General features: G+C 65.9%; 13 protein-coding genes. 5 read left to right on the top strand and 8 right to left on the bottom strand.

From position 1 onward, the window contains the following. Nucleotides 1–43 precede the first annotated feature (43 nt). On the top strand, nucleotides 44–931 hold the full coding sequence (locus CSW63_RS18250; protein WP_062093417.1) for a M56 family metallopeptidase: 888 nt from the start codon (nucleotides 44–46) through the stop codon (nucleotides 929–931). Nucleotides 932–940: 9 nt separating this feature from the next. Here the strand turns inward: CSW63_RS18250 and CSW63_RS18255 are convergent, their stop codons facing one another. The 5 genes from CSW63_RS18255 to CSW63_RS18275 all read right to left on the bottom strand — a co-directional run bounded on the left by CSW63_RS18255 (nucleotide 941) and on the right by CSW63_RS18275 (nucleotide 6,336). Continuing rightward, on the bottom strand, nucleotides 941–1,375 hold the full coding sequence (locus CSW63_RS18255) for a nuclear transport factor 2 family protein (RefSeq protein ID WP_082749285.1): 435 nt from the start codon (nucleotides 1,373–1,375) through the stop codon (nucleotides 941–943). A 26-nt stretch (nucleotides 1,376–1,401) separates the two neighbouring features. After that, nucleotides 1,402–1,788 (bottom strand): nuclear transport factor 2 family protein, encoded by a 387-nt coding sequence (locus CSW63_RS18260; RefSeq protein ID WP_062093416.1) that lies wholly within the window; start codon nucleotides 1,786–1,788, stop codon nucleotides 1,402–1,404. 9 nt (nucleotides 1,789–1,797) lie between these two features. Next, entirely contained in the window at nucleotides 1,798–2,556 is a 759-nt protein-coding gene (locus CSW63_RS18265; RefSeq protein WP_062093415.1) for an SDR family oxidoreductase, read from the bottom strand. A 180-nt stretch (nucleotides 2,557–2,736) separates the two neighbouring features. Next, nucleotides 2,737–4,686 carry an ATP-binding protein gene (locus CSW63_RS18270; protein ID WP_062093414.1) on the bottom strand — a complete coding sequence of 650 codons (1,950 nt, stop codon included), beginning with the start codon at nucleotides 4,684–4,686 and terminating at the stop codon, nucleotides 2,737–2,739. A gap of 105 nt (nucleotides 4,687–4,791) precedes the next feature. Then, complete coding sequence (locus CSW63_RS18275) at nucleotides 4,792–6,336, bottom strand: globin-coupled sensor protein (RefSeq protein ID WP_082749284.1); 1,545 nt, start codon at nucleotides 6,334–6,336, stop codon at nucleotides 4,792–4,794. A 226-nt stretch (nucleotides 6,337–6,562) separates the two neighbouring features. On the opposite strand from CSW63_RS18275, the gene CSW63_RS18280 reads away from it, so the two are divergent. Then, nucleotides 6,563–7,240: a response regulator transcription factor gene (locus tag CSW63_RS18280; protein ID WP_099503105.1), complete on the top strand. Its 678-nt coding sequence runs from the start codon at nucleotides 6,563–6,565 to the stop codon at nucleotides 7,238–7,240. Between the two features lie 69 nt (nucleotides 7,241–7,309). On the opposite strand, the gene CSW63_RS18285 is transcribed toward CSW63_RS18280, so the two are convergent. The 3 genes from CSW63_RS18285 to CSW63_RS18295 form a co-directional block, all read right to left on the bottom strand. Continuing rightward, nucleotides 7,310–8,860, bottom strand: a complete 1,551-nt coding sequence (locus CSW63_RS18285; protein ID WP_062093411.1) for a tryptophan halogenase family protein — start codon at nucleotides 8,858–8,860, stop codon at nucleotides 7,310–7,312. A 9-nt stretch (nucleotides 8,861–8,869) separates the two neighbouring features. Beyond that, complete coding sequence (locus CSW63_RS18290) at nucleotides 8,870–10,402, bottom strand: tryptophan halogenase family protein (RefSeq protein ID WP_062093410.1); 1,533 nt, start codon at nucleotides 10,400–10,402, stop codon at nucleotides 8,870–8,872. A gap of 178 nt (nucleotides 10,403–10,580) precedes the next feature. Further along, on the bottom strand, nucleotides 10,581–13,694 hold the full coding sequence (locus CSW63_RS18295; RefSeq protein WP_099503103.1) for a TonB-dependent receptor: 3,114 nt from the start codon (nucleotides 13,692–13,694) through the stop codon (nucleotides 10,581–10,583). 649 nt (nucleotides 13,695–14,343) lie between these two features. Between CSW63_RS18295 and CSW63_RS18300 the strand changes: the two genes are divergently transcribed. The 3 genes from CSW63_RS18300 to CSW63_RS18310 all read left to right on the top strand — a co-directional run bounded on the left by CSW63_RS18300 (nucleotide 14,344) and on the right by CSW63_RS18310 (nucleotide 18,819). Then, nucleotides 14,344–15,387 (top strand): LacI family DNA-binding transcriptional regulator, encoded by a 1,044-nt coding sequence (locus tag CSW63_RS18300; RefSeq protein WP_062095845.1) that lies wholly within the window; start codon nucleotides 14,344–14,346, stop codon nucleotides 15,385–15,387. Between the two features lie 60 nt (nucleotides 15,388–15,447). After that, a complete protein-coding gene (locus CSW63_RS18305) occupies nucleotides 15,448–17,724 on the top strand; it encodes a glycoside hydrolase family 3 protein (protein ID WP_062095843.1) in 2,277 nt (758 codons plus the stop codon). A 171-nt stretch (nucleotides 17,725–17,895) separates the two neighbouring features. After that, entirely contained in the window at nucleotides 17,896–18,819 is a 924-nt protein-coding gene (locus tag CSW63_RS18310) for a Gfo/Idh/MocA family protein (protein ID WP_062095841.1), read from the top strand. Nucleotides 18,820–18,890: the final 71 nt, after the last annotated feature.

Consider the following 18,890-nt stretch of genomic DNA (forward strand, 5'->3'; position numbering starts at 1 on the left):
TTGTAACCATTAGCGACGAGAAACGGTCAGGACCGCCGCCGACATGATCGAGCTCTTCGCCCTCGCCCTGATCCGGGCCCAGATCGCCGCCGCCGCCGCCGTGCTGCTGGTGTTGATCCTGCGGCCGTCCGCGCGCCGCCTGTTCGGACCGCGCCGCGCCTACGCTCTGTGGGGCGTGGTTCCGGCCGCCGCCGCCGCCGCCTTCATGCCCAGCCTGGCCGAGACTATGGACCTCGGCGCGCCAACCCAGCCGCTGGGCCCCTGGGCGCCGAAGCTGGTCATGCTGTGGCTGGCCGGCTGCGCGATCGCCACCGCCGTCCTGGTGCTGCGCGAGCATCTGTTCCGCCGCCGGGTCGCCCAGGGCCAGGCCGGACCGGCCGTCATGGGCGCCCTGTGGCCGCGCATCGTCCTGCCCGCCGACTTCACCCAGCGCTTCGAGGCCCGCGAGCGGGAACTGATCGTGCTGCACGAGCGCACCCACATCCAGCGCGGCGATCCGATCGCCAACCTGGTCATCGCCGGCGCCGGCGTGCTGGGCTGGTGCAACCCGATGATCGCCCTGGCCCAGCGCTTCATCCGCATCGATCAGGAGCTGGCCTGCGACGCCACCGTCGTGGCCCTGCGCTCGGACATTCGCGCCGACTACGCCCGCGCCCTGATGAAGGCCCAGATGAGCGCCAGCGTCTCGCCCCTGGCCTGCGGCTGGGCCACCCACCCGTTGATCCTGCGCGTCTCGCTGCTGAACCGCCGCGAGCCCAGCCTGCACCGCGACATCGCCGGCTTCCTGACCATGACCTTCCTGGCGCTGATGGCCATGGTCATCGTCTGGAGCGTCGCCCCCCGCGGACCGGACTACAGCGACCTGCGTCCAGGCCTGGCGCCGCAGATGGACCCGTACACGGGGGCGATCACGTGGGTGGAGGAGCGCTAAGCGGTTCGCTCAGCCGGATACGGCGGCCCGATCAAGCAGCGCCTCGACCTGCGGCGTAAACGGTTTTCCAGCCTTCTGATCGGCGAGCACGCCCAGGTCGACATAGTCGCGCCACGCGGCGATCTGGTCGCCACGGAACTCCAGCACGCCCGCATAGGGCAGAGCCATGCGCTTGCCATCGGCGTTGCGATACTCGTCGACGCCCTCGAGGAACAGCCGGTCGCCGGCCTCAGCATGGGCGAAGATCCGCCACTGGATGTCGTGCATGTCCGCCTGTAGCTTCCGGAGCAGCTTTTCAGCCGCCGCCTTGCCCCGCACTGGCGGCAGGCCCGGCGCGGCGTAGTGCCAGACGATATCGTCGGTCATATGCGCCAGGACCGAGGCGATATCCTGCGCCTGCCATGCGGCGATCACCCGCGAGAGAATAGGAAAGAGTCGGGACATGGGCGCCTGGGCGTGGTGATGGGGAGCTAGCGGGTCGCTGCGACCAACTGGGCGGTCTTGGCGGAGTCGAGATACTCGTCGAGGCGCGCGATCTTGTCGTTTTCGACGCGGACGACGACGCACGCGTCCATCGCCCAGCGCTCTCCGTTCGGCAGGGTCGCCTCCAGCACATGCTGCTGCAGGAAGCCGTCCGGCAGGGGCGCGATACGCAGCACGCGATAGGTCCGATCTGGCAGGGTTCTGACGAACCAGGCCAACGACTTCAGGTTCTGGTCGACAGTCTGTTCGACGTTATCGATGTTGTGCCAGATCTTGGCGTCTGGGGCGTAGAAGGCCCGGACGGCGTCGGCGTCGCCCGCCTGGATGGCGGCGACAAAGCGACGGGCGAGATCCACATAGTCGATCTGTGACACGCTCGCCTCCTATCGGCCGGTGCTGACGCGGTCGCTGGTCAGCGCGCGCCGCATGGCCATTTCCAGGCCCTTGGGGTCGCGCGCCAAATGAGCGCGCACGTCGATGGCCATGAAGTCGGTGTCGATCTCGTCGGCCTCGCGCTTCAGCGCTTTCAGACCCGCCTGGGCGATCGTGGCCGGCGCCTCCTTGAACCCTTCGACATGGCTGGCCATCCGGGTGTCGACCGAGCCAACGATCAGGGCCAGCACATGGGTGTTCTGCGGCGCCAGTTCGGCGCGCAGGCAGGTGGTCATGGCTCGCGCCGCGAACTTTGACGGACTGTAGCCGCCCATGCTGGGCACCGCCACGAGGCCGCCCGCCGACAACACATTGACGATGGCGCTCTTCGGGGCCTTGGCCAGGATCGGGGCGAAGGCCCGGCTCATGGCGAGCGGGCCGAAATAGTTGACCTCCATCTCCTGGCGCGCGGCGTCCATGTTAGGCGCCCCCATCAGGGTCTGCATGGTGAAGGCGCCGGCGTTGTTGACGAGGATGGTGACATCCGAGCACTGCGCCGCCGCCGCCGAGATCGTTGCGGCGTCGCTCACGTCCAGCCGCAGCGCCGTCACCCGGTCCGGGGCTTCCGCGACAAGGTGGGCGGCGCTGGCCGGATCACGCGCGGCGACATAGACCTTGGCCGCGCCCGCGGTCAGAAACGCGCGTACAAAGGCCTCGCCGATGCCGCGATTGCCGCCTGTGACCAGGACGATGCTGTCCTTGATGTCCATAAGCGCCGTCTCCTCCCTCTCGAATCTGGCGAGCGACCAGGATCTTTGTCCCGGTTCGCTGGCGACCTTTCCGAGAAGCCTAGCACCATGGTCTTGTTATGCAAGTGACGTGGGGTGCGGCAGGGGCGCGGCCCGCCGAAGATGGCGGCGGGCCGCGCCCCTAGGCCAGTTTTCGAGGCGTCATTCGCTCTCGTCGACGAGCACCTGATCGATCGTGCGAAAGAGATCAGCGACATTGATCGGCTTGGTCACCACCGCGTTCATGCCCCCGTCGAGATAGGCCGCGACCTGATGGGCCATGGCGTTGGCCGTCAGAGCGATGATCGGGACGGCCGGGCGTGAACGCGCGGATTCTTCACTCCGGATCACCCGCGTCGCAGCGGGGCCAGAAAGCTCCGGCATCTGGATATCCATCAGGATCAGATCGAAGGCCTCCGCGCGCCAGGCCTCCACGGCCTTTTGGCCGTTATCAACGACGACCGGATCAAGGCCCACCTGATGAAGCAGAGTCTTGAGAACGAGCTGGTTGGTGGGATTGTCTTCAGCGACGAGGATCCGGATTGGCCTTGACACAACAGCGCTGGCCCCCGCCGGCTGCGGGCTGTCCTCGCCGCGTACAGCCGCACTGTCGGAGACCCGCGTGAGCGGCAAGCGCACGGTGAATGTCGACCCGAAGCCCGGCTCGCTCTTGGCTGAGATTTCGCCCCCCATTCTCGCAGCCAGTTGGCGACTGATCGCCAGCCCAAGACCGGTGCCCCCGAAACGGCGAGTCATTGAGGAATCGGCTTGGCTAAAGGGCGCGAAGAGATGCGCCATGGTCTCCTTGGACATGCCGATTCCGGAGTCGATCACCTGGAGTTCCAGGTAGGCCCCGTCATAGGCGGCCTCAACGCGAACCTCACCTGTGTCGGTGAACTTCAGTGCATTTGAAAGAAGGTTATAGAGTATTTGTCGTACGCGCGTCGGATCGCCGACAAAAACACCTATTGCGGGATCTATATTCAGAGAAAAAGAAAGCCCTTTTTTATTCGCCAATGTCGTGAACGTCGCCTGGGCTCCTCGGACCAAATCGCCCAGATCGAAGGCAATCTCCTCAAGATCCAATCGACCCGCTTCAATCTTAGAGAGGTCGAGTACGTCATTGAGGATCGCAAGCAACGCCTCGCCAGACTGGCGGATGACGTCAAGCCGCTCCTGTTGCTGCGCAGACAAAGGCTCCCGCGCCATAGCCTGAGCCATGCCGAGAACACCATTCAGCGGGGTTCGGATTTCGTGGCTCATCGTCGCCAAAAACGTGCTCTTGGCTTCGTTCGCGGCTTCGGCGGCGGCAACCGCCTCGGCCATGGCCGTCGTGGCCGCCCGGCGTGCTGTGACGTCCTGAATAGCGCCTATCAGGCGCAGGGGGCGTCCATCTGGATCAGCGATCAGTTCCGCGGTGAACGCGGCCCACACCTCGCGCCCGTCTCTGCGCGCCACAGGACCTTCGAACCGGAAAGTCTCACCGGTGCGTCGGTGGCGCCGCCAAGCCGCCTTGGCGAGGGGACGATAGTCTGGTCGTACGCCGCACCAAATATTGCGCGCGACATCGTCGTACGTCAGCGGTCGCTCGAAGAACACATCCTCCGACCCAGCCTTGAAGATTGTCTCGTTGACGAAATCGACCTCGAAGACGTGCAGATCTGCGCTTTGAATGGCGATGTTGAGGCGCTCTTCCGAACGGACAATACGGTCCAACCTCTGGCGCCGCGAGGTCACGTCGCGAATGATCGTCGTGAAGAGCAACCCGTCAGGGGTCAAAACCTTCGAAAGCGAGGCCTCGACCAGAAACTCCTCGCCGCTCTTCCGCCGCCCGACGACCTGACCTCGCTCGCGCATGGGCATGCTCTGGCGCGGTTCTGCGGCGAACTGCGCCACATGACGTGGGTGTGCGGTGCGAAACCGTTCAGGCATCAGGCGCTCAACGGTTTGGCCGATCACCTCGTCGCTAGGATAGCCAAAGATCGCCTCGGCCCCGACGCTGAACATCAAGATACGACGGTGACTGTCGGTGACGACGATGGCTTCGGAAGAGATCGCAAAGACGCCGCGCAGCACTTCGGCGGGGAGAGAATCTAAAATGCCATGCGACATCGATACTCAAAGCTCTTTCAAGAACAGCGCTCCGCCCCGCGCAAAAATCACCGATGCACGCGCCCCCCCGGCCGCGTGGTTCGACAGGATGACCGCACTGGCGGCCTAGATCGTCCGCCGGACGCCCCCCGCTACGCGACGTGGGCCGGCGCCTGGCGCGACGTTGCCGCCGTCATGACCGACACCGTTCGTGGCGGCGCTCAGCTTGAAATGGGTGGTCAGTTCGGCAAGGGCTGTGACTTCGCGCTGCAGGCTCTGCGTGGCGACTGAAGACTGCTCGACCATTACAGCATTCTGCTGGACCCCCTGGTCCATGTGATTGATGGCCTGGTTGACCTGACCTAGGCTGATTGACTGCTCGTACGCCGACGCTGAAATCCCCGAGACAAGCGTGTCGATCTCGCCGATGCGCTCTGCGATCGATCGAAGGATGGTCCCCGTCTCCCCCACGAGACCAACACCCTCCTCGACCTGTTCGGATGAGGTCGAGATCAGGGACTTGATTTCCTTGGCCGCAGTCGCCGAGCGTTGGGCCAAGGCTCGAACTTCCTGAGCGACGACCGCAAAGCCCCGCCCCGCATCGCCGGCGCGAGCGGCCTCGACCCCGGCGTTCAGCGCCAGGAGATTGGTCTGGAAGGCGATCTCGTCAATGACCCCAATAATCTGCGCCACTTCCTTGGAGGAAGCCTCAATCGCGCCCACCGCCGTTACGGCGCGCGCCACGACATCTCCGGACCGCAGCGCTTCGGCCTTTGCCACAGCAACCACCTCGCTGACGGTCTTGGCGCCTGTCGCCGTCGCCTGGGCGGCCGAGGTGATCTGGTCCAAGGCCGCAGCGGTCTCTTCCAGGCTCGCGGACTGCTGTTCGGTGCGGCGAGCCAGATCGCCAGTGTCTCTGGCGATGTTGTCGCTGGTTTCGGCTATGCCGCTGACGCTTTGTGTCAGTACACTGATCACTTGGCAAAGGCGTTCGACGGCGCTGTTAAAGTCCGCCTGCAACCGGCTGTACTCGGGCGGCACGTCGCTTGACATCTGAAAGGACAGGTCGCCCGCAGCGAGCGCCGCCATCCCTTCCCCGACCCGGGCGACGACTTGCGCCCGCTCCGCCTCCAAGACCCGCGCCTCGGCGCGCTTTCGGTTCTCTTCCGCAGCTTGTAGATAAGCCGATATTCCATAATCAATGTCGAGCAGCGTCGCCTTGACCAAGGCGCCGATCTCCGCAGCGAGCCGCCGGCCATCCGCCTCTCGTCGAGCGCCGAACGCCGCCTGCGGCCACCGCTCCTCGATGATGCGCGTGATCAGGGCGTCCAGCAGCACCGCGTAGCCGCCAACGTACCATCGTGGCTCCAGCCCTATCCGAGCGTGCGTCTCTCCGACCTTCGAAACGGCGTCGACATAGCTGGCGTCAAATTCGGCGTTGGTGATCTTGTCCCAATGCGCGATCTGCAGGCTCCTGGCCGCTTCGATGCGACCTTCATCGGCGAAGAAGGATCTAGGGTGCTCAAAGGCGCGCACCTGCCGGTAAAAGCGATCCATTGCGGCAGGTAGATGCGCCAAGACAACGGGCTTGAGCCTGAAAAGACTTTGCTGGGTTTCTTGATCCAGCCCCACGAAGCTCAGCCGCTCTGCGATCATGTTTGATCCGGACATCAAACTCCCCAATCGATCGCTTACAGTCGCGATCCAGCGACCAACTAGTTCTCGACCAACGTAAAATTAGTTTAGATCGATACTTTATGGTGAATTTTCCGGTAAAATCTAACGCATAATTGACTTATCCATTTGGCTAGCCATCTGGATGGCAATATTATTGAGCTTACGTTAGGTAAAGATGTTGGTTAATTTATAGTAGAATGCGAAATGAACATTGTTAGAGATGGCGAAAATCACTAAGTGGGCGGAAAGAGAGGCGCTCAGCTTTATGCACGTTAAGATTGTAAGCAACCAGCTCTTGTGTCTCCAAGCGCTGGAGGCACAGATCACCGATGGACTGAAGGCGAACCTGGTGGAGACCGCCCCGGACATCGCAAGCCTTTCTCAGATGTCCTCTGCGGAGCCCGATCTGCTGTTGCTCGACCTACCAGCTTCAGCAGACCCGGCCACGTGGATCGCCGCCACGACCGCTTTGAAAGCCAAGCATCGCATTTTGATCGTCCCGGAGAAGAATACGACCCATGCGCGGCTGGCCTATCGCGCTGGATTTGCGGGACTGATCCCCAAGACCTCGTCGCCGGGGTTAGTCTTGGCGGCCTTGAAAGTTGTCCTGGAAGGCGGCGAATACTTCCCGTGCTTTGGGGATGTCGATCATGACCTGGGGTCCAAAGGGGCGGCGGCGCAGTCCCCGCTCACCCCCCGCCAGATCGAAGTTCTGCATGCGCTGGGCCAAGGGCTGACCAATAAAGAAATCTCCCGAAAGCTCGGGATGTCGCTGGCCAGCGTCAAGCTCGATGTTCGCGCCATCCTCAGCGCCGCAGGCGCCAAGAACCGGACGGAAGCCACGCGGAAACTGCGTAACCCGGAGATGGGGTCGCCCCTCAGTTCGAGCGATGGCTAGAGTCTCCGCCATGCGCCATCGCGCAGACGATTGAACGTCTGGCTTCTATCGCGACCGCAACGCCTCCGCCTACGCCACGGCCCCAAACGGCGCGACCACCGCCTCCGGCTTCGGCGCCGGGCAGTGCTTTTCCAGGAACTCGCCATGGCTGGGCAGGCCCGCCACCTGCGCGGCCAGGATCGGGGCGGACTGGTCCAGGGTCTGGGTGATGACCTCGTAGGGCACGGTGTCGACCAGTTGCTGATAGCGGCGCGGGCGCACGCCCATGCCCTCCATCACCGACTGCCACGACGGGTTGCGGAACATGTCGTCGACGCCCTCGCGCAGCACGCCTTGGGCCTGGAACAGGGCGATGCGGTCTCTCAGACTGTCCGGGATCGGAGCATTACGGACGTCGCGCCAGAACGGGGTGTCGGCGCGCTCCGTCGTGCAGTAGTGCAGCACGATAAAGTCGCGGATCTCCTCGTAGTCGGCGGTCATGCGGCGGTTGTACTCGGCCGCCAGGGCCGGGTCGAAATCGCGGTCGGGGAAGAACCGCAGCAGGAAGTCCATGCCGCGATAAATGAGGTGCAAGGCTGTGGACTCCAGCGGCTCGATGAAGCCTCCGGCCAGGCCCACGGCGACGACGTTCTTGTGCCACAGGCGCTGGCGCATGCCGGTCTTGAAGGCGATGAACATGGGGTTCATCAGCATCTGGCCTTCGACGTTCTTCACGAGGGTGGCGCGGGCCTCGTCGTCGCTGAGGTGGCGGGAGCTGAACACATAGCCGTTGCCGGCCCGGTGCTGCAGCGGGATGCGCCAGCGCCAGCCGGCGTCCTCGGCCTTGGACACGGTGTAGGGGTGCGGCGCGCCGACATTTTCGGTCTGGACGACGACGGCGCGGTCGCACAGCAGCATGTCCGACCAGTCGTTGAACGGCACATCCAGGGTCTTGCCGATCAGCAGCGACCGGAAGCCGGTGCAGTCGATGAAGAGATCGCCCTCGACCTCGCGGCCGTCCTTCATGACCACCTTGGCGACCGAGCCGTCGGGGTGGGTGACGACGTCGGTGACGATGCCCTCGGTGCGCTTGACGCCCCGCGCCTCGGCGTAGTCGCGCAGGAACTTGGCCACCAGGCGCGCGTCGACATGCAGGGCGTAGCTGGCCCCGGCGATCAGGGTGCGCTGGGCCTTGATGGGCGGGATGAACTTCCACTGGTCGGCCATCACCGTGCCGGGCGCGAAGTCCTGCAGGTTGGACGGGTGGCCGTTGGCCTTGGCGCGCAGCCAGCACTGGTAGAACTCGTGCGGGCCGATCGGGCCGCCGATGGCGCCGAACGGGTGGTAGTAGCGCTCCCCCTTCTGCTTCCAGTCCTCGAAGCGGATGCCCAGCTTGAAGCTGGCCTGGGTGGCCTGGATGAACTCGCGCTCGTCGACGCCCAGGCTGGCCAGCAGTTGCAGGAACGGCGGGATGGTCGACTCCCCCACCCCGATGGTGCCGATCTCCTCGGACTCGACCAGCTCGACCGCGCAGCCGCCGTTCTGGAAGTAGTGGCTGAGCATCGCCGCCGAGATCCAGCCGGCCGAGCCGCCGCCGACGATGACGATCTTGCGAAGCGCGTTGGGGTGGGTGGTGGTCATGGTCTTGTCCTACTCCGCCGCGCTGGGCGCCGAGACCGGCGCGGGCCGACAATACTGATCCAGGAAGGCCTGGTGCGGCGGCGCCGAGGCGACGACCTCGCGCACGGCCTTGCGCATTTCCGACAAGGGGGCGCTCAGCGCCTTGGGGTCGACGCCGTCCAGGCTGGGATCGACCGCCTGCGGCAGCATCTCAAAGCCCGCATAGATCGCCATCCAGCTGGGCGGGGCGAACATCTCCCAGCGGTAGCGCACGAAGTGGCCGCGCCCCAGGAAGAGGTCGATCTTGCGCTGGAGCGTGTCGGGCAGGGTCACGGCGTTGCAGTCGCGCCAGAAGGCGGCGTCGCCTCTCTTGTTGGCCCAGTAGTGCAGGATGATGAAGTCGCGCACGCGCTCCATCTCGCGGCGGGACCAGTCGTTGAACTCGTCCGCCAGCTCGGGCGCGCAGTCGCGGTCGGGGAACAGCGCCTTGATCTTCTCGATGCCCGTCTCGATCAGGGCGATCGAGGTGCTTTCCAGCGGCTCGAGGAAGCCCGACGCCAGGCCCAGCGCGATGACGTTCTTGTTCCAGACCTGCTTGCGCCGGCCGGGGTTGAAGCGGATCAGGCGCGGTTCGTGCAGCAGCGGATCGGGCACGGCGGCCTTCAACTCGGCCAGGGCGTCTTCGTCGCGGATGTGGCGCGAGGAGAAGACATAGCCGTTGCCATAGCGGTGCTGCAGCGGGATGCGCCAGCGCCAGCCGGCGCTGTGGGCGGTGACGTCGGTATAGGGCGGCGGGTTGTCGAGACCTTCGCTCTGCACGGCCCAGGCGCGGTCGCAGAACAAAAGGTCGCTCCACGACTCGTAGCCGGTCTGCAGGGCTTCCTCGATCAACAGGCCCCGGAAGCCTGAGCAGTCGATGAAGAGGTCGCCCTCGACGGTCTCGCCGTTCTCCAGGTCCAGCGAAGCGACGAAGCCGTCGTCAGGGCGGAGGTTGACCTTGGTGATCTTGCCCTCGATCCGGCGCACGCCGTTGTCCTCGGCCACCCGGCGCATCAGCTGGGCGAAGAGGCCGGCGTCGAAGTGCAGGGCCCAGTCGAAGATCGACAGGGTCGAGGTCGGGTTGCGCGGCGGGGCCATGAACTTGCCGGCGGCGGCCAGCGACGCGCCCAGCGAATAGTCGGCGATGTCGGTGGGCTCACCCGCCTGCGCCAGCTTGCGCCAGTAGTGATGGAACGGAACGCCCCGCAGATCCTGGCCGAAGTGGCCGAAGGGGTGGATGAAGGAGGCGCCCTCGCGCAGCCAGCCGTTGAAGCGGATGCCCAGCTTGCAGGTCGCTTGCGTGGCCCGCATCACCTCGATGTCGGACAGGCCCAGCTGCTGGTAGAAGCCGCGAATGGTGGGGATCGTCGCCTCGCCGACGCCGACCGTGCCGATCGCCTCGGACTCGACCAGCGTGATCTCCAGCGGACCGCCGTGGAAGTGCCGGCGCAGGGCCGCGGCCGCCATCCAGCCGGCTGTGCCGCCGCCGACAATCACCAGCTTGCGGATCCGATGGTCCTGCATGGTCGCTCCCGGTTCCGGCTCTGTGTCCGGCTTGTCTTCAGGCTAACGGTTGCCGCCCGAACCGGACAGGCGCCGTCTCCCTAAAAAATGGCCGCCGTGGAGAAACCACGGCGGCCGCAGGAGGTGAGAGGGGGACTTGAGCGTGGCCGCCACGCTCAAGAATGCTTCAAGGTCGAGCCTACCAGCGCGCCCGGACGCCCAGCGTGTAGCGGGGCTCGAACTCGTTCTGGTTGGCGTACTGGGTCTGACCCTTGGCGAAGCGGAGGTAGTAGTCCTCGATCTCGCCGGTGACGTTCGACCCGTTGAAGTAGACCGTGACGTTGTCGCGAACGTTGTAGCTGACGTTCACGTCCACATAGCCGGTGGCCTTCTGCATGATCGGGATGACGGCGTTGCCGCCGCCGCCCATCGTGCCCGACAGACGGTCGGTCCGGTAGTTGTAGGCCACGCGGGCCTGCAGCTTGTCGTCCTGGTACCAGCCCACCAGGTTGAACTGGTGCTTGGAGTTGTCGAAGAACGGGATCTCGTCGCCGGCCAGGTCCAGACGGCTCTCGTGGCTGGGCGAGTAGGTGTAGTTGGTGTCCACACCGAAGTTCGAGATCACGCCCATGTCGGGCAGGACGTCGCTGAAGGCGACCTTGGCGCCGACTTCCAGACCCTTCACCGAACCGCCGTCGCCCTGGACGGGCAGGCTGACATTGACGGTGCGGCGGATGACGCCGTCCTGGTCGGGGAAGCGGCCCGTGGTGGTGCCGCCGGTCACGAAGCTGTCGATCTTCAGCTTGAAGGCCGAGATGTTCAGCATCGAGGCGCGACCGAAGTAGTACTCGATGGCGCCGTCGAAGTTCGAGGCCCGCCACGGATCCAGGTTCGGGTTGCCCGAGGCGCTGGCGCCGGTGACGCAGCGGACGTTCGGCAGGGCCGCGCCGCAGTCGGCGGTGAAGATCGACAGGCCGCCGCCATAGTTGCCCAGATCCAGCGGTTGCATGGTCTTGGCGTAGGCGAAGCGGAACTTCCAGTTGTCGTTCAGGTCATAGACTGCGTTCAGCGACGGCAGCCAGTCGGTGTACTTGCGCTTGCTGACCGAGTCGCCCGCATCGGCGTTGGTGTCGCCGTAGTTGCGGGTGTCGCCCGTGAGGTTCTGCTTCACGTTCAGTTCGGTCTGGATCACGCGCAGACCGAAGTCGCCGTGCAGGTTGCCGATCTCGAAGTTGGCCGCGCCGTAGGCGCTCTGCTCCTTCATGGTGACGTCATAGGTCTGGCCCGGAACGGTCACGCGGATGGCGCCGCCGAACACCTTCTTGTGGAAGGCTTCCGCGTCGTCGAAATCGTGCGGATCGATGGCCCAGAAGCCCGGGATGCCCGAGGTGACGCCGCCCAGGTCGTCGACCCAGATGGTGTTGTTGTAGGTCGAGAGCTTGGTCGGACGGTTGACCGTGTAGCCCTGGAACACCGGCTTGCCGGTGATCGGATCGGGCACGAACTCGCCGGCCTGGCACTGGTTCTGACTCATGACGACGTCGATGGCCTTCCACTGGGCCTCGCAGCCGCCGGCCGGAACGGGCGAACCATTGGCCTGCACCGCGCCGGGAACGCCGCCGTAGAAGCCCGAGAACAGGTGGAATTGCTCGACGCTGACCGAACGGTCGCTCTGGCGAACGCCGGCGTCGATCTTGGTGATGAAGCCCAGGAACTTGTCGTCGAAGCGATAGTGACCCTCGGCGCGGAACACGTTCATGTCCGAGCTGACTTCGTTATTGCCCTCGGACGAGAACGCGCCGATCGCGTAGCTGTCCTTGTTGGCCATGTAGTCCTTGAGCGACTTGCCCGCGCCCAGGCCGCCGGTGATCGCACGGTCGAAGCCGCTCCACACCGGGTGATCGCCGCTGATGTTGTAGTGCAGCTGCGGGTTCTGGCCGTAGCCCAGCGGGTTCGGGTTCAGATAGCAGCCGCCGGCGCTGCCGACGACGGCGTTGCTGCGCTGCGCCGCCGGGTACTGGTCGCAGATGCCCTTCGGATAGAAGGTGCCGCGCGTGCGGTCGTTGGCGTCGCGGAACAGGTTGAAGCGGCCCGCGCCGTACTGCCAGTTCGACAGGTCGCCCTGCGCCTGGCCGTTCATGCTGAGACGGTCGCCGCTGGCGCGGATGGCGCGGACTTCCGAGGTGAACGGACCGCCGTTGTCGTACTTCAGTTCGAGGTTGTAGTTCTTCGATTCCGACTTGGTGGTGCGGTTGACGGTGAACGAGTTCACCCACCAAGCGTCGATGTCGTACTCGTCGACGGCGGCCCAGGGGCGACCGTTGGCCGGGCTGTTGACGCCGGTGTTCTGGAACACGGTGGGCTTGGTCCAGACGCCGAACGCGCCGCCGTCCCAGCGGTTGGAGATGTTGATGCCGGCGCCGCGATTGTACTCGTCGAGCTTGGCGTAGAAGCCTTCGGCGATCAGGGTGAAACCTTCGCCCAGGTCGGCCTGGAACGAGGCGTTGACGCCCAGGCGCTTACGCTCGACCACGCGGTTGAAGCTCTCGAAGCCGTGCGGCGAAACGAAGTTGGTCGAGGCCGAACCGCCCCAGTCGTTGTTGCCCGACAAGCCAACGACGCCCGAGGAGTTGTTGCCGAGGTTCGACTTGCTGCCGGCGGCCGACAGCATCAGGCCGACGCGATCGTTGCGCCAGTTCAGCACGCCGTTCAGCAGGTAGTCGTCCTTCTTGGTCCGCTCGCCGCGCTGGGCTTCGGCCGCGCCGGTGACCGTAAAGCCGTTCTTGAAGTCGAACGGACGACGGGTCTTCAGATCGAGCGTGCCCGAGATGCCCGACAGGGCGTTGCGCGGGTTGGTCGACTTGTAGACCAGCACCTGGTTCATCAGCTGCGAGGGCACGTCCAGCAGGTTCGGCTGGGCCGAGCCCATGTTGCCGGCGCTGAGATACTGTTCGCCGTTCAGCAGGGTGATGACCTGGGCCAGGCCACGGATGTTGACGGTGGCGCCTTCACCGGCGTTGCGCTGGATCTGCACGCCCGAGATGCGCTGCAGCGAGTCGGCGATGGTGACGTCGGGCAGCTTGCCGATGTCTTCGGCCGAGATCGCGTCGACGATCGCGGCTTCCTTGCGCTTCAGATCAACCGATTTCAGTTGCGAGCCGCGGACGCCGGTGACGACGATTTCCTCGACTTGCGTGTCGCCGGCCGCCTGCTGGGCGAAGGCCCCGCTGGTCAGGGCCAGTTGCGACGCGCCGGCGACCAGCGCCAGCGTCAGTCCGCGCTTGAGCACGGATTTCCTTGCTTCCTGTGACAATTGCTCGCTCCCCAGAGTAGATCGTTCTTATTGGCCGCTCGACCGCGCCTCGGGCCGCCGCTCTGTTGGCGGCTGACGAGACCCGGCGAGGCTTGGCTGGCTTGTCCAGGCGCTTGTCTTGCGACTGTCCAAAATCCTTCGGCGGCCCCGGCGCCCGGTCGTCCGATTCCGGCCCCGCGCCCTCCTCGAACGGCGTCACAATCCGTAAATGTCCCGGGCAAGTCAACAAGAATGTCAACGTTGTCATTCCCGGCCCACAAGGGTTTCCAGCAGGCGCGGCGGGCCGATAGGCCTTAGCCGTCAACGATGATAACGCTACCACTAATAGCGGAGCTTAGAGGACAATCACTGTTTTTATTGTCCTTTTTTCTGCCGGCTTGTAGGCGCGACGCGCCTCCCCAGCGGGCCGGAACGCAGGGCGCGGACGCGACGCCCCATCCCCCTCGAAGCGCTCGGAAACGATCTTATGGACAGCGTTAGATGTCCTGAAAATTGTCCTACTGACCGTCCATTTTGACCCATTTTTGTCCCGAGCTCATGACAGGCCAGACAACATCAACTATGACTTCAGTCTATCGTCGTCTTGCGAGCGCCGCCTTTCGCTGGTGGGGTGCGCAGAGAAACGGGCGGCGAGCGGGCATGGAAACCAATGACGACGATCACTGACGTGGCCGAGCGGGCGGGCGTTTCGCCCAAGACCGTCTCCCGCGTCCTCAACGATCATGAGAGCGTCAGCGCCAAGACGCGCGATCGCGTCCGCGTGGCCATGCAGGATCTCGGCTACCAGCCCAGCGCCGTCGCCCGCAGCCTCCGCTCGCAGGGCTCAGGATCGGTCGGCGTGCTGATGGGCGACCCGTCGGGCGGCTATCATACCCGCGTGCATCACGCCTTGCTGGTGGCCTGCGTCGAGACCGGCCGCCACCTGTCGGTGGACCTGTCCGAAGGGCCGATCCCCGGATGGCAGGACCGGGTCCGCGCCTTCGTGCAGGACGGCGGCATCCGCGAAATGATCCTGCTGCCGCCGGAATGCGATTTCGGCCCGATGAAGGAGCTGATGCGCGAGCTGGACGTGCGCTGCGTGCTGATCACGCCCACCACGCCGGACCCGCAGTTCCCCGCCATCGGCATGGACGATCGCGCCGCCGCGCGCGAGGTGGTCGAGCATCTGTTCTCGCTCGGCCATGTCCGTATCGGCCACATCGCCGGCCACCCCGACCACGCCGCCAGCACCCATCGCCGCAACGGCTTCCTGGAGGCCTACGCCGCGCGTGGCCTGCCCCGCCCGCCGGCGGAGCTGATCGTGCAGGGCGAGTTCACCTTCAAGACCGGGCTCGAGGCGGCCAAGGCGCTGCTGGACATCGACAACCCGCCGACGGCGATCTTCGCGGCCAATGACGACATGGCCGCCGCCACCTGCATGGAGGCCCAGCGGCGCGGCCTGCGGATCCCCGACGACCTGTCGGTGGTCGGCTTCGACGACGCGCCGATCGCCGGCGTGATCTGGCCCAGCCTGACCACCATTCGCCAACCCTTCGACCAGATGGCCCTGCGCGCGATGCAGACCTTCGCGGCGTGGAACGCCAACGAGGGCGCGGGAAAGACCAACACCCCCTTCCTCGCGCAGCACAGCCTGGTGGTGCGCGAATCCACCGGTCCGGTCCGGACCGACGCCCCGCCCCGGCGCAAGACCTGACACCCCTGCCCGCCGCAGCCTGAACGCCGCGCGGGCCAAGAAGACCACGACGGAGGAAACATGACTCGGACGACCTTGCGGGGCCTCTCCCTCGCCCTGCTGATCGGCGCCTCGGCCTCGGCGCTGACGGTCGCCCCCGCCGTGGCGGACAGCGCCAAACCCGTCGCCGCGCCCGCGCATCCGTGGATGGACAAGCGCCTCGACGCTGACAAGCGCGCCGATCTCGTGCTCAAGGCCATGACCAACGATGAGAAGTTCACGCTGATCTTTGGCTATTTCGGCGCCGACATGAAGCCGAAGTACACCCGCATCCCCGACTCCCTGCCGGGCTCGGCTGGCTATGTCGCCGGCGTGCCGCGCCTGGGCATTCCGGCCCAGTTCCAGACCGACGCCGGCGTCGGGGTCGCCACCCAGGGCAGCGCCAAGGACTTCCGCGAGCGCACAGCCCTGCCCTCGGGCATGGCCACTACCGCGACCTGGAACCCCGAGCTGGCCTTCAAGGGCGGCGCGATGATCGGCAAGGAAGCCCGCGACTCCGGCTTCAACGTGCAACTGGCCGGCGGCGTGAACCTGGTCCGCGAGCCGCGCAACGGCCGCAACTTCGAATATGGCGGCGAAGACCCCCTGCTGGCCGGCGTGATGGTCGCGGCGCAGATCCGGGGCATCCAGTCCAACAACATCATCTCGACCATCAAGCACTATGCGCTGAACGCTCAGGAGACCGGGCGCTTCGTGGTCAGCTCGAACATCGACGACGCCGCCGCGCGGATGTCCGACCTCCTGGCGTTCCAGTTCGCCATCGAGCAGTCCGACCCGCACTCGGTGATGTGCGCCTATAACCGCGTCAATGGCGACTATGCCTGCGAGAACGACTGGCTGCTGAACACGGTCCTCAAGAAGGACTGGGGCTACAAGGGCTATGTCATGTCCGACTGGGGCGCGGCCCATTCGTCGGCCAAGGCCGCCAATGCCGGCCTGGACCAGGAGTCGGCCGGCGACGCCTTCGACAAGCAGCCCTTCTTCGCCGCCCCGCTGAAGGCCGATCTGGCCTCAGGCGCCGTCAGCCAGGCCCGCATCGACGACATGGCCCGCCGCGTGCTGCGCGCGATGTTCGCCAGCGGGGTGGTCGACCACCCGCTGAAGGGCGCGCCGATGGCTCTGCCGGCCGAGACCCTGGCCGCCCACGCCAAGATCACCCAGGCCGACGCCGAGGAGGGCATCGTCCTCCTGAAGAACGACGGCGACCTGCTGCCGCTGGCCAAGACCGCCAAGACGATCGCCGTGATCGGCGCCCATGCGAATGTGGGCGTGCTGTCGGGCGGCGGCTCCTCGCAGGTCTATCCGGTCGGCGGCCGCGCCGTGCAGGGCCTGGAGCCCAAGACCTGGCCGGGTCCGGTGATCTACTATCCCTCGTCGCCGCTGAAGGCGATCGCCGCCCGCTATCCCGGCGCCAAGGTTGTCTATGACGACGGGACCGACCCGGCCCGCGCCGCCAGCCTGGCGGCGTCCAGCGATCTGGCCCTGGTCTTCGCCGACCAGTGGACGACCGAGTCCGTTGACGTCCAGACCCTGAACCTGCCCAAGAACCAGGACGCCACAATCGACGCCGTGGCCTCGGCCAACAAGAAGACCGTCGTGGTGCTGCTGACTGGCGGCCCCGTCGCCATGCCGTGGCTCGACAAGGTCGGCGCCGTGGTCGAGGCCTGGTTCCCCGGCACGGCCGGCGGCGAGGCCATCGCCCGCGTCCTGACCGGCGAGGTCGACGCCTCGGGGCGCCTGCCGGTGACCTTCCCCAAGAGCGTCGCCGAACTGCCGCGTCCCAAGCTGGATGGCCTGGGCAAGCCGGACGGTGAGATGTTCGACGTCGACTACACGCTGGAAGGCGCCGCCGTCGGCTACAAGTGGTACGACCTGAAGAAGATCGAGCCGCTGTTCGCCTTCGGCCACGGCCTGTCCTACACCAAGTTCGCCTATTCGAACCTCACGGCCAGCGCCGCCGGCGACAAGCTGACGGTCAGCTTCGACGTCAAGAACGTCGGCCAGCGTCCCGGCAAGGACGTGCCGCAGGTCTATGTCGGCCCCAAGGCGGGAGGCTGGGAAGCGCCCAAACGCCTGGCCGGCTTCCAGAAGGTTTCCCTCGCCCCCGGCGCCAGCCAGCGCGTGACGGTCACGGTCGACCCGCGCCTGCTGGCCGTCTGGGACAGCAAGGCGCACGGCTGGGCGATCGCGGCCGGCCAGTACGACATCGCCCTGGGCGCTTCGTCCCGGGCCATCTCCTCCACCGCCCAGGTCACCCTGGCGGCCCGGAGCCTGCCGGTTTCACCGGCGGCGAAGTAGCGAGCGGGCGGGAAGCGGCTGCACGCCTCCCGCTGTTCCCTGCGTTCTTCCCCCCCTCCAGGAGCGCCGCCCCCACGCGGCGCTCCCTTTTTTTGGCTGTTGGTTTGCCTCCTGGCATTTGTCGCATAATCAGGGCCACCGCCCTGTCGCGGCGAAGGGGAGACAAACAGCGTGATCCGGATCGGCCTCGTGGGCCTGGGCAAGATCGCCCACGACCAGCACCTTCCCGCCCTCGCCGAGGACTCGCGATTTTCGCTGGTCGCCGCCGCCAGCCACGGCCGCCCGACCCATGGCGAGCTGCCAGTGTTTCACGACCTCGAGGAGCTTCTGGCGAAGGGTCCGGCGGTGGACGCCGTGGCGCTGTGCACCCCACCTCAGGTTCGGCGCGAGACGGCGCTGACGGCGCTGCGCGCGGGCAAGCACGTCTTCCTCGAAAAGCCGCCCGGCGTCACCGTCGGCGAGGTCAAGGAACTGGCCGCCGTGGCGCGCGACCAGGGCGTCGTCCTGTTCACCAGTTGGCACTCGCGCTTCGCCGCCGGGGTCCCCAAGGCCAAGGCCTGGCTGGCGGAGCGCAAGCTCCAGAAGCTGGCTATAGAATGGCGCGAGGACGTGCGGCGCTGGCATCCGGGCCAGACCTGGATCTGGCAGGCCGGCGGCATGGGCGTCTTCGATCCGGCCATCAACGCCCTGTCGATCCTGACCGAGATCATGCCCGCCGAGGTGTTCGTCACCGGCGCGACGCTGCAGGTCCCCGAGAACGTTCAGGCGCCAATCGCCGGCCATGTCGACATGACTACGCTGGCCGGCGCGCCAATCACCGCCGATCTCGACTTCCTGCAGACCGGTCCGCAGACCTGGGACATCACCGCCTGGACCGATGAGGGCGTACTGAAGCTGTCGCTGGGCGGGGCCGAGCTGACGATCGACGGCCAGGCCGTCGAGGTCGGCGACAATCGCGAGTATTCCGGCCTCTACGACCGCTTCGCGACCCTGATCGCCGAGGGGCGTTCGGAGGTCGATATCCGGCCGCTGTCACTGGTGGCGGACGCGTTCCTGGTCGGGGATCGGGAGAGCGTTGAGGCGTTTATAGAATAGGCGAGCGCCCCCTCCGGGCCTTCGGCCCTCCTCCCCCAGAGGGGGAAGAAGGCGCTGCGATCCTTCCGCCC

The sequence above is a fragment of the Caulobacter sp. FWC26 genome, from assembly GCF_002742645.2.
Lineage (GTDB): Bacteria > Pseudomonadota > Alphaproteobacteria > Caulobacterales > Caulobacteraceae > Caulobacter.

What these genes read in the sequence shown, in the direction of transcription:
- CSW63_RS18255 (WP_082749285.1), bottom strand. Translation starts at nt 1,375, where the DNA reads ATGTCCCGACTCTTTCCTATTCTCTCGCGGGTGATCGCCGCATGGCAG.
- CSW63_RS18285 (WP_062093411.1), bottom strand. Translation starts at nt 8,860, where the DNA reads ATGACCACCACCCACCCCAACGCGCTTCGCAAGATCGTCATCGTCGGC.
- CSW63_RS18250 (WP_062093417.1), top strand. Translation starts at nt 44, where the DNA reads ATGATCGAGCTCTTCGCCCTCGCCCTGATCCGGGCCCAGATCGCCGCC.
- CSW63_RS18290 (WP_062093410.1), bottom strand. Translation starts at nt 10,402, where the DNA reads ATGCAGGACCATCGGATCCGCAAGCTGGTGATTGTCGGCGGCGGCACA.
- CSW63_RS18280 (WP_099503105.1), top strand. Translation starts at nt 6,563, where the DNA reads ATGGCGAAAATCACTAAGTGGGCGGAAAGAGAGGCGCTCAGCTTTATG.
- CSW63_RS18305 (WP_062095843.1), top strand. Translation starts at nt 15,448, where the DNA reads ATGACTCGGACGACCTTGCGGGGCCTCTCCCTCGCCCTGCTGATCGGC.
- CSW63_RS18265 (WP_062093415.1), bottom strand. Translation starts at nt 2,556, where the DNA reads ATGGACATCAAGGACAGCATCGTCCTGGTCACAGGCGGCAATCGCGGC.
- CSW63_RS18300 (WP_062095845.1), top strand. Translation starts at nt 14,344, where the DNA reads ATGACGACGATCACTGACGTGGCCGAGCGGGCGGGCGTTTCGCCCAAG.
- CSW63_RS18270 (WP_062093414.1), bottom strand. Translation starts at nt 4,686, where the DNA reads ATGTCGCATGGCATTTTAGATTCTCTCCCCGCCGAAGTGCTGCGCGGC.
- CSW63_RS18275 (WP_082749284.1), bottom strand. Translation starts at nt 6,336, where the DNA reads ATGTCCGGATCAAACATGATCGCAGAGCGGCTGAGCTTCGTGGGGCTG.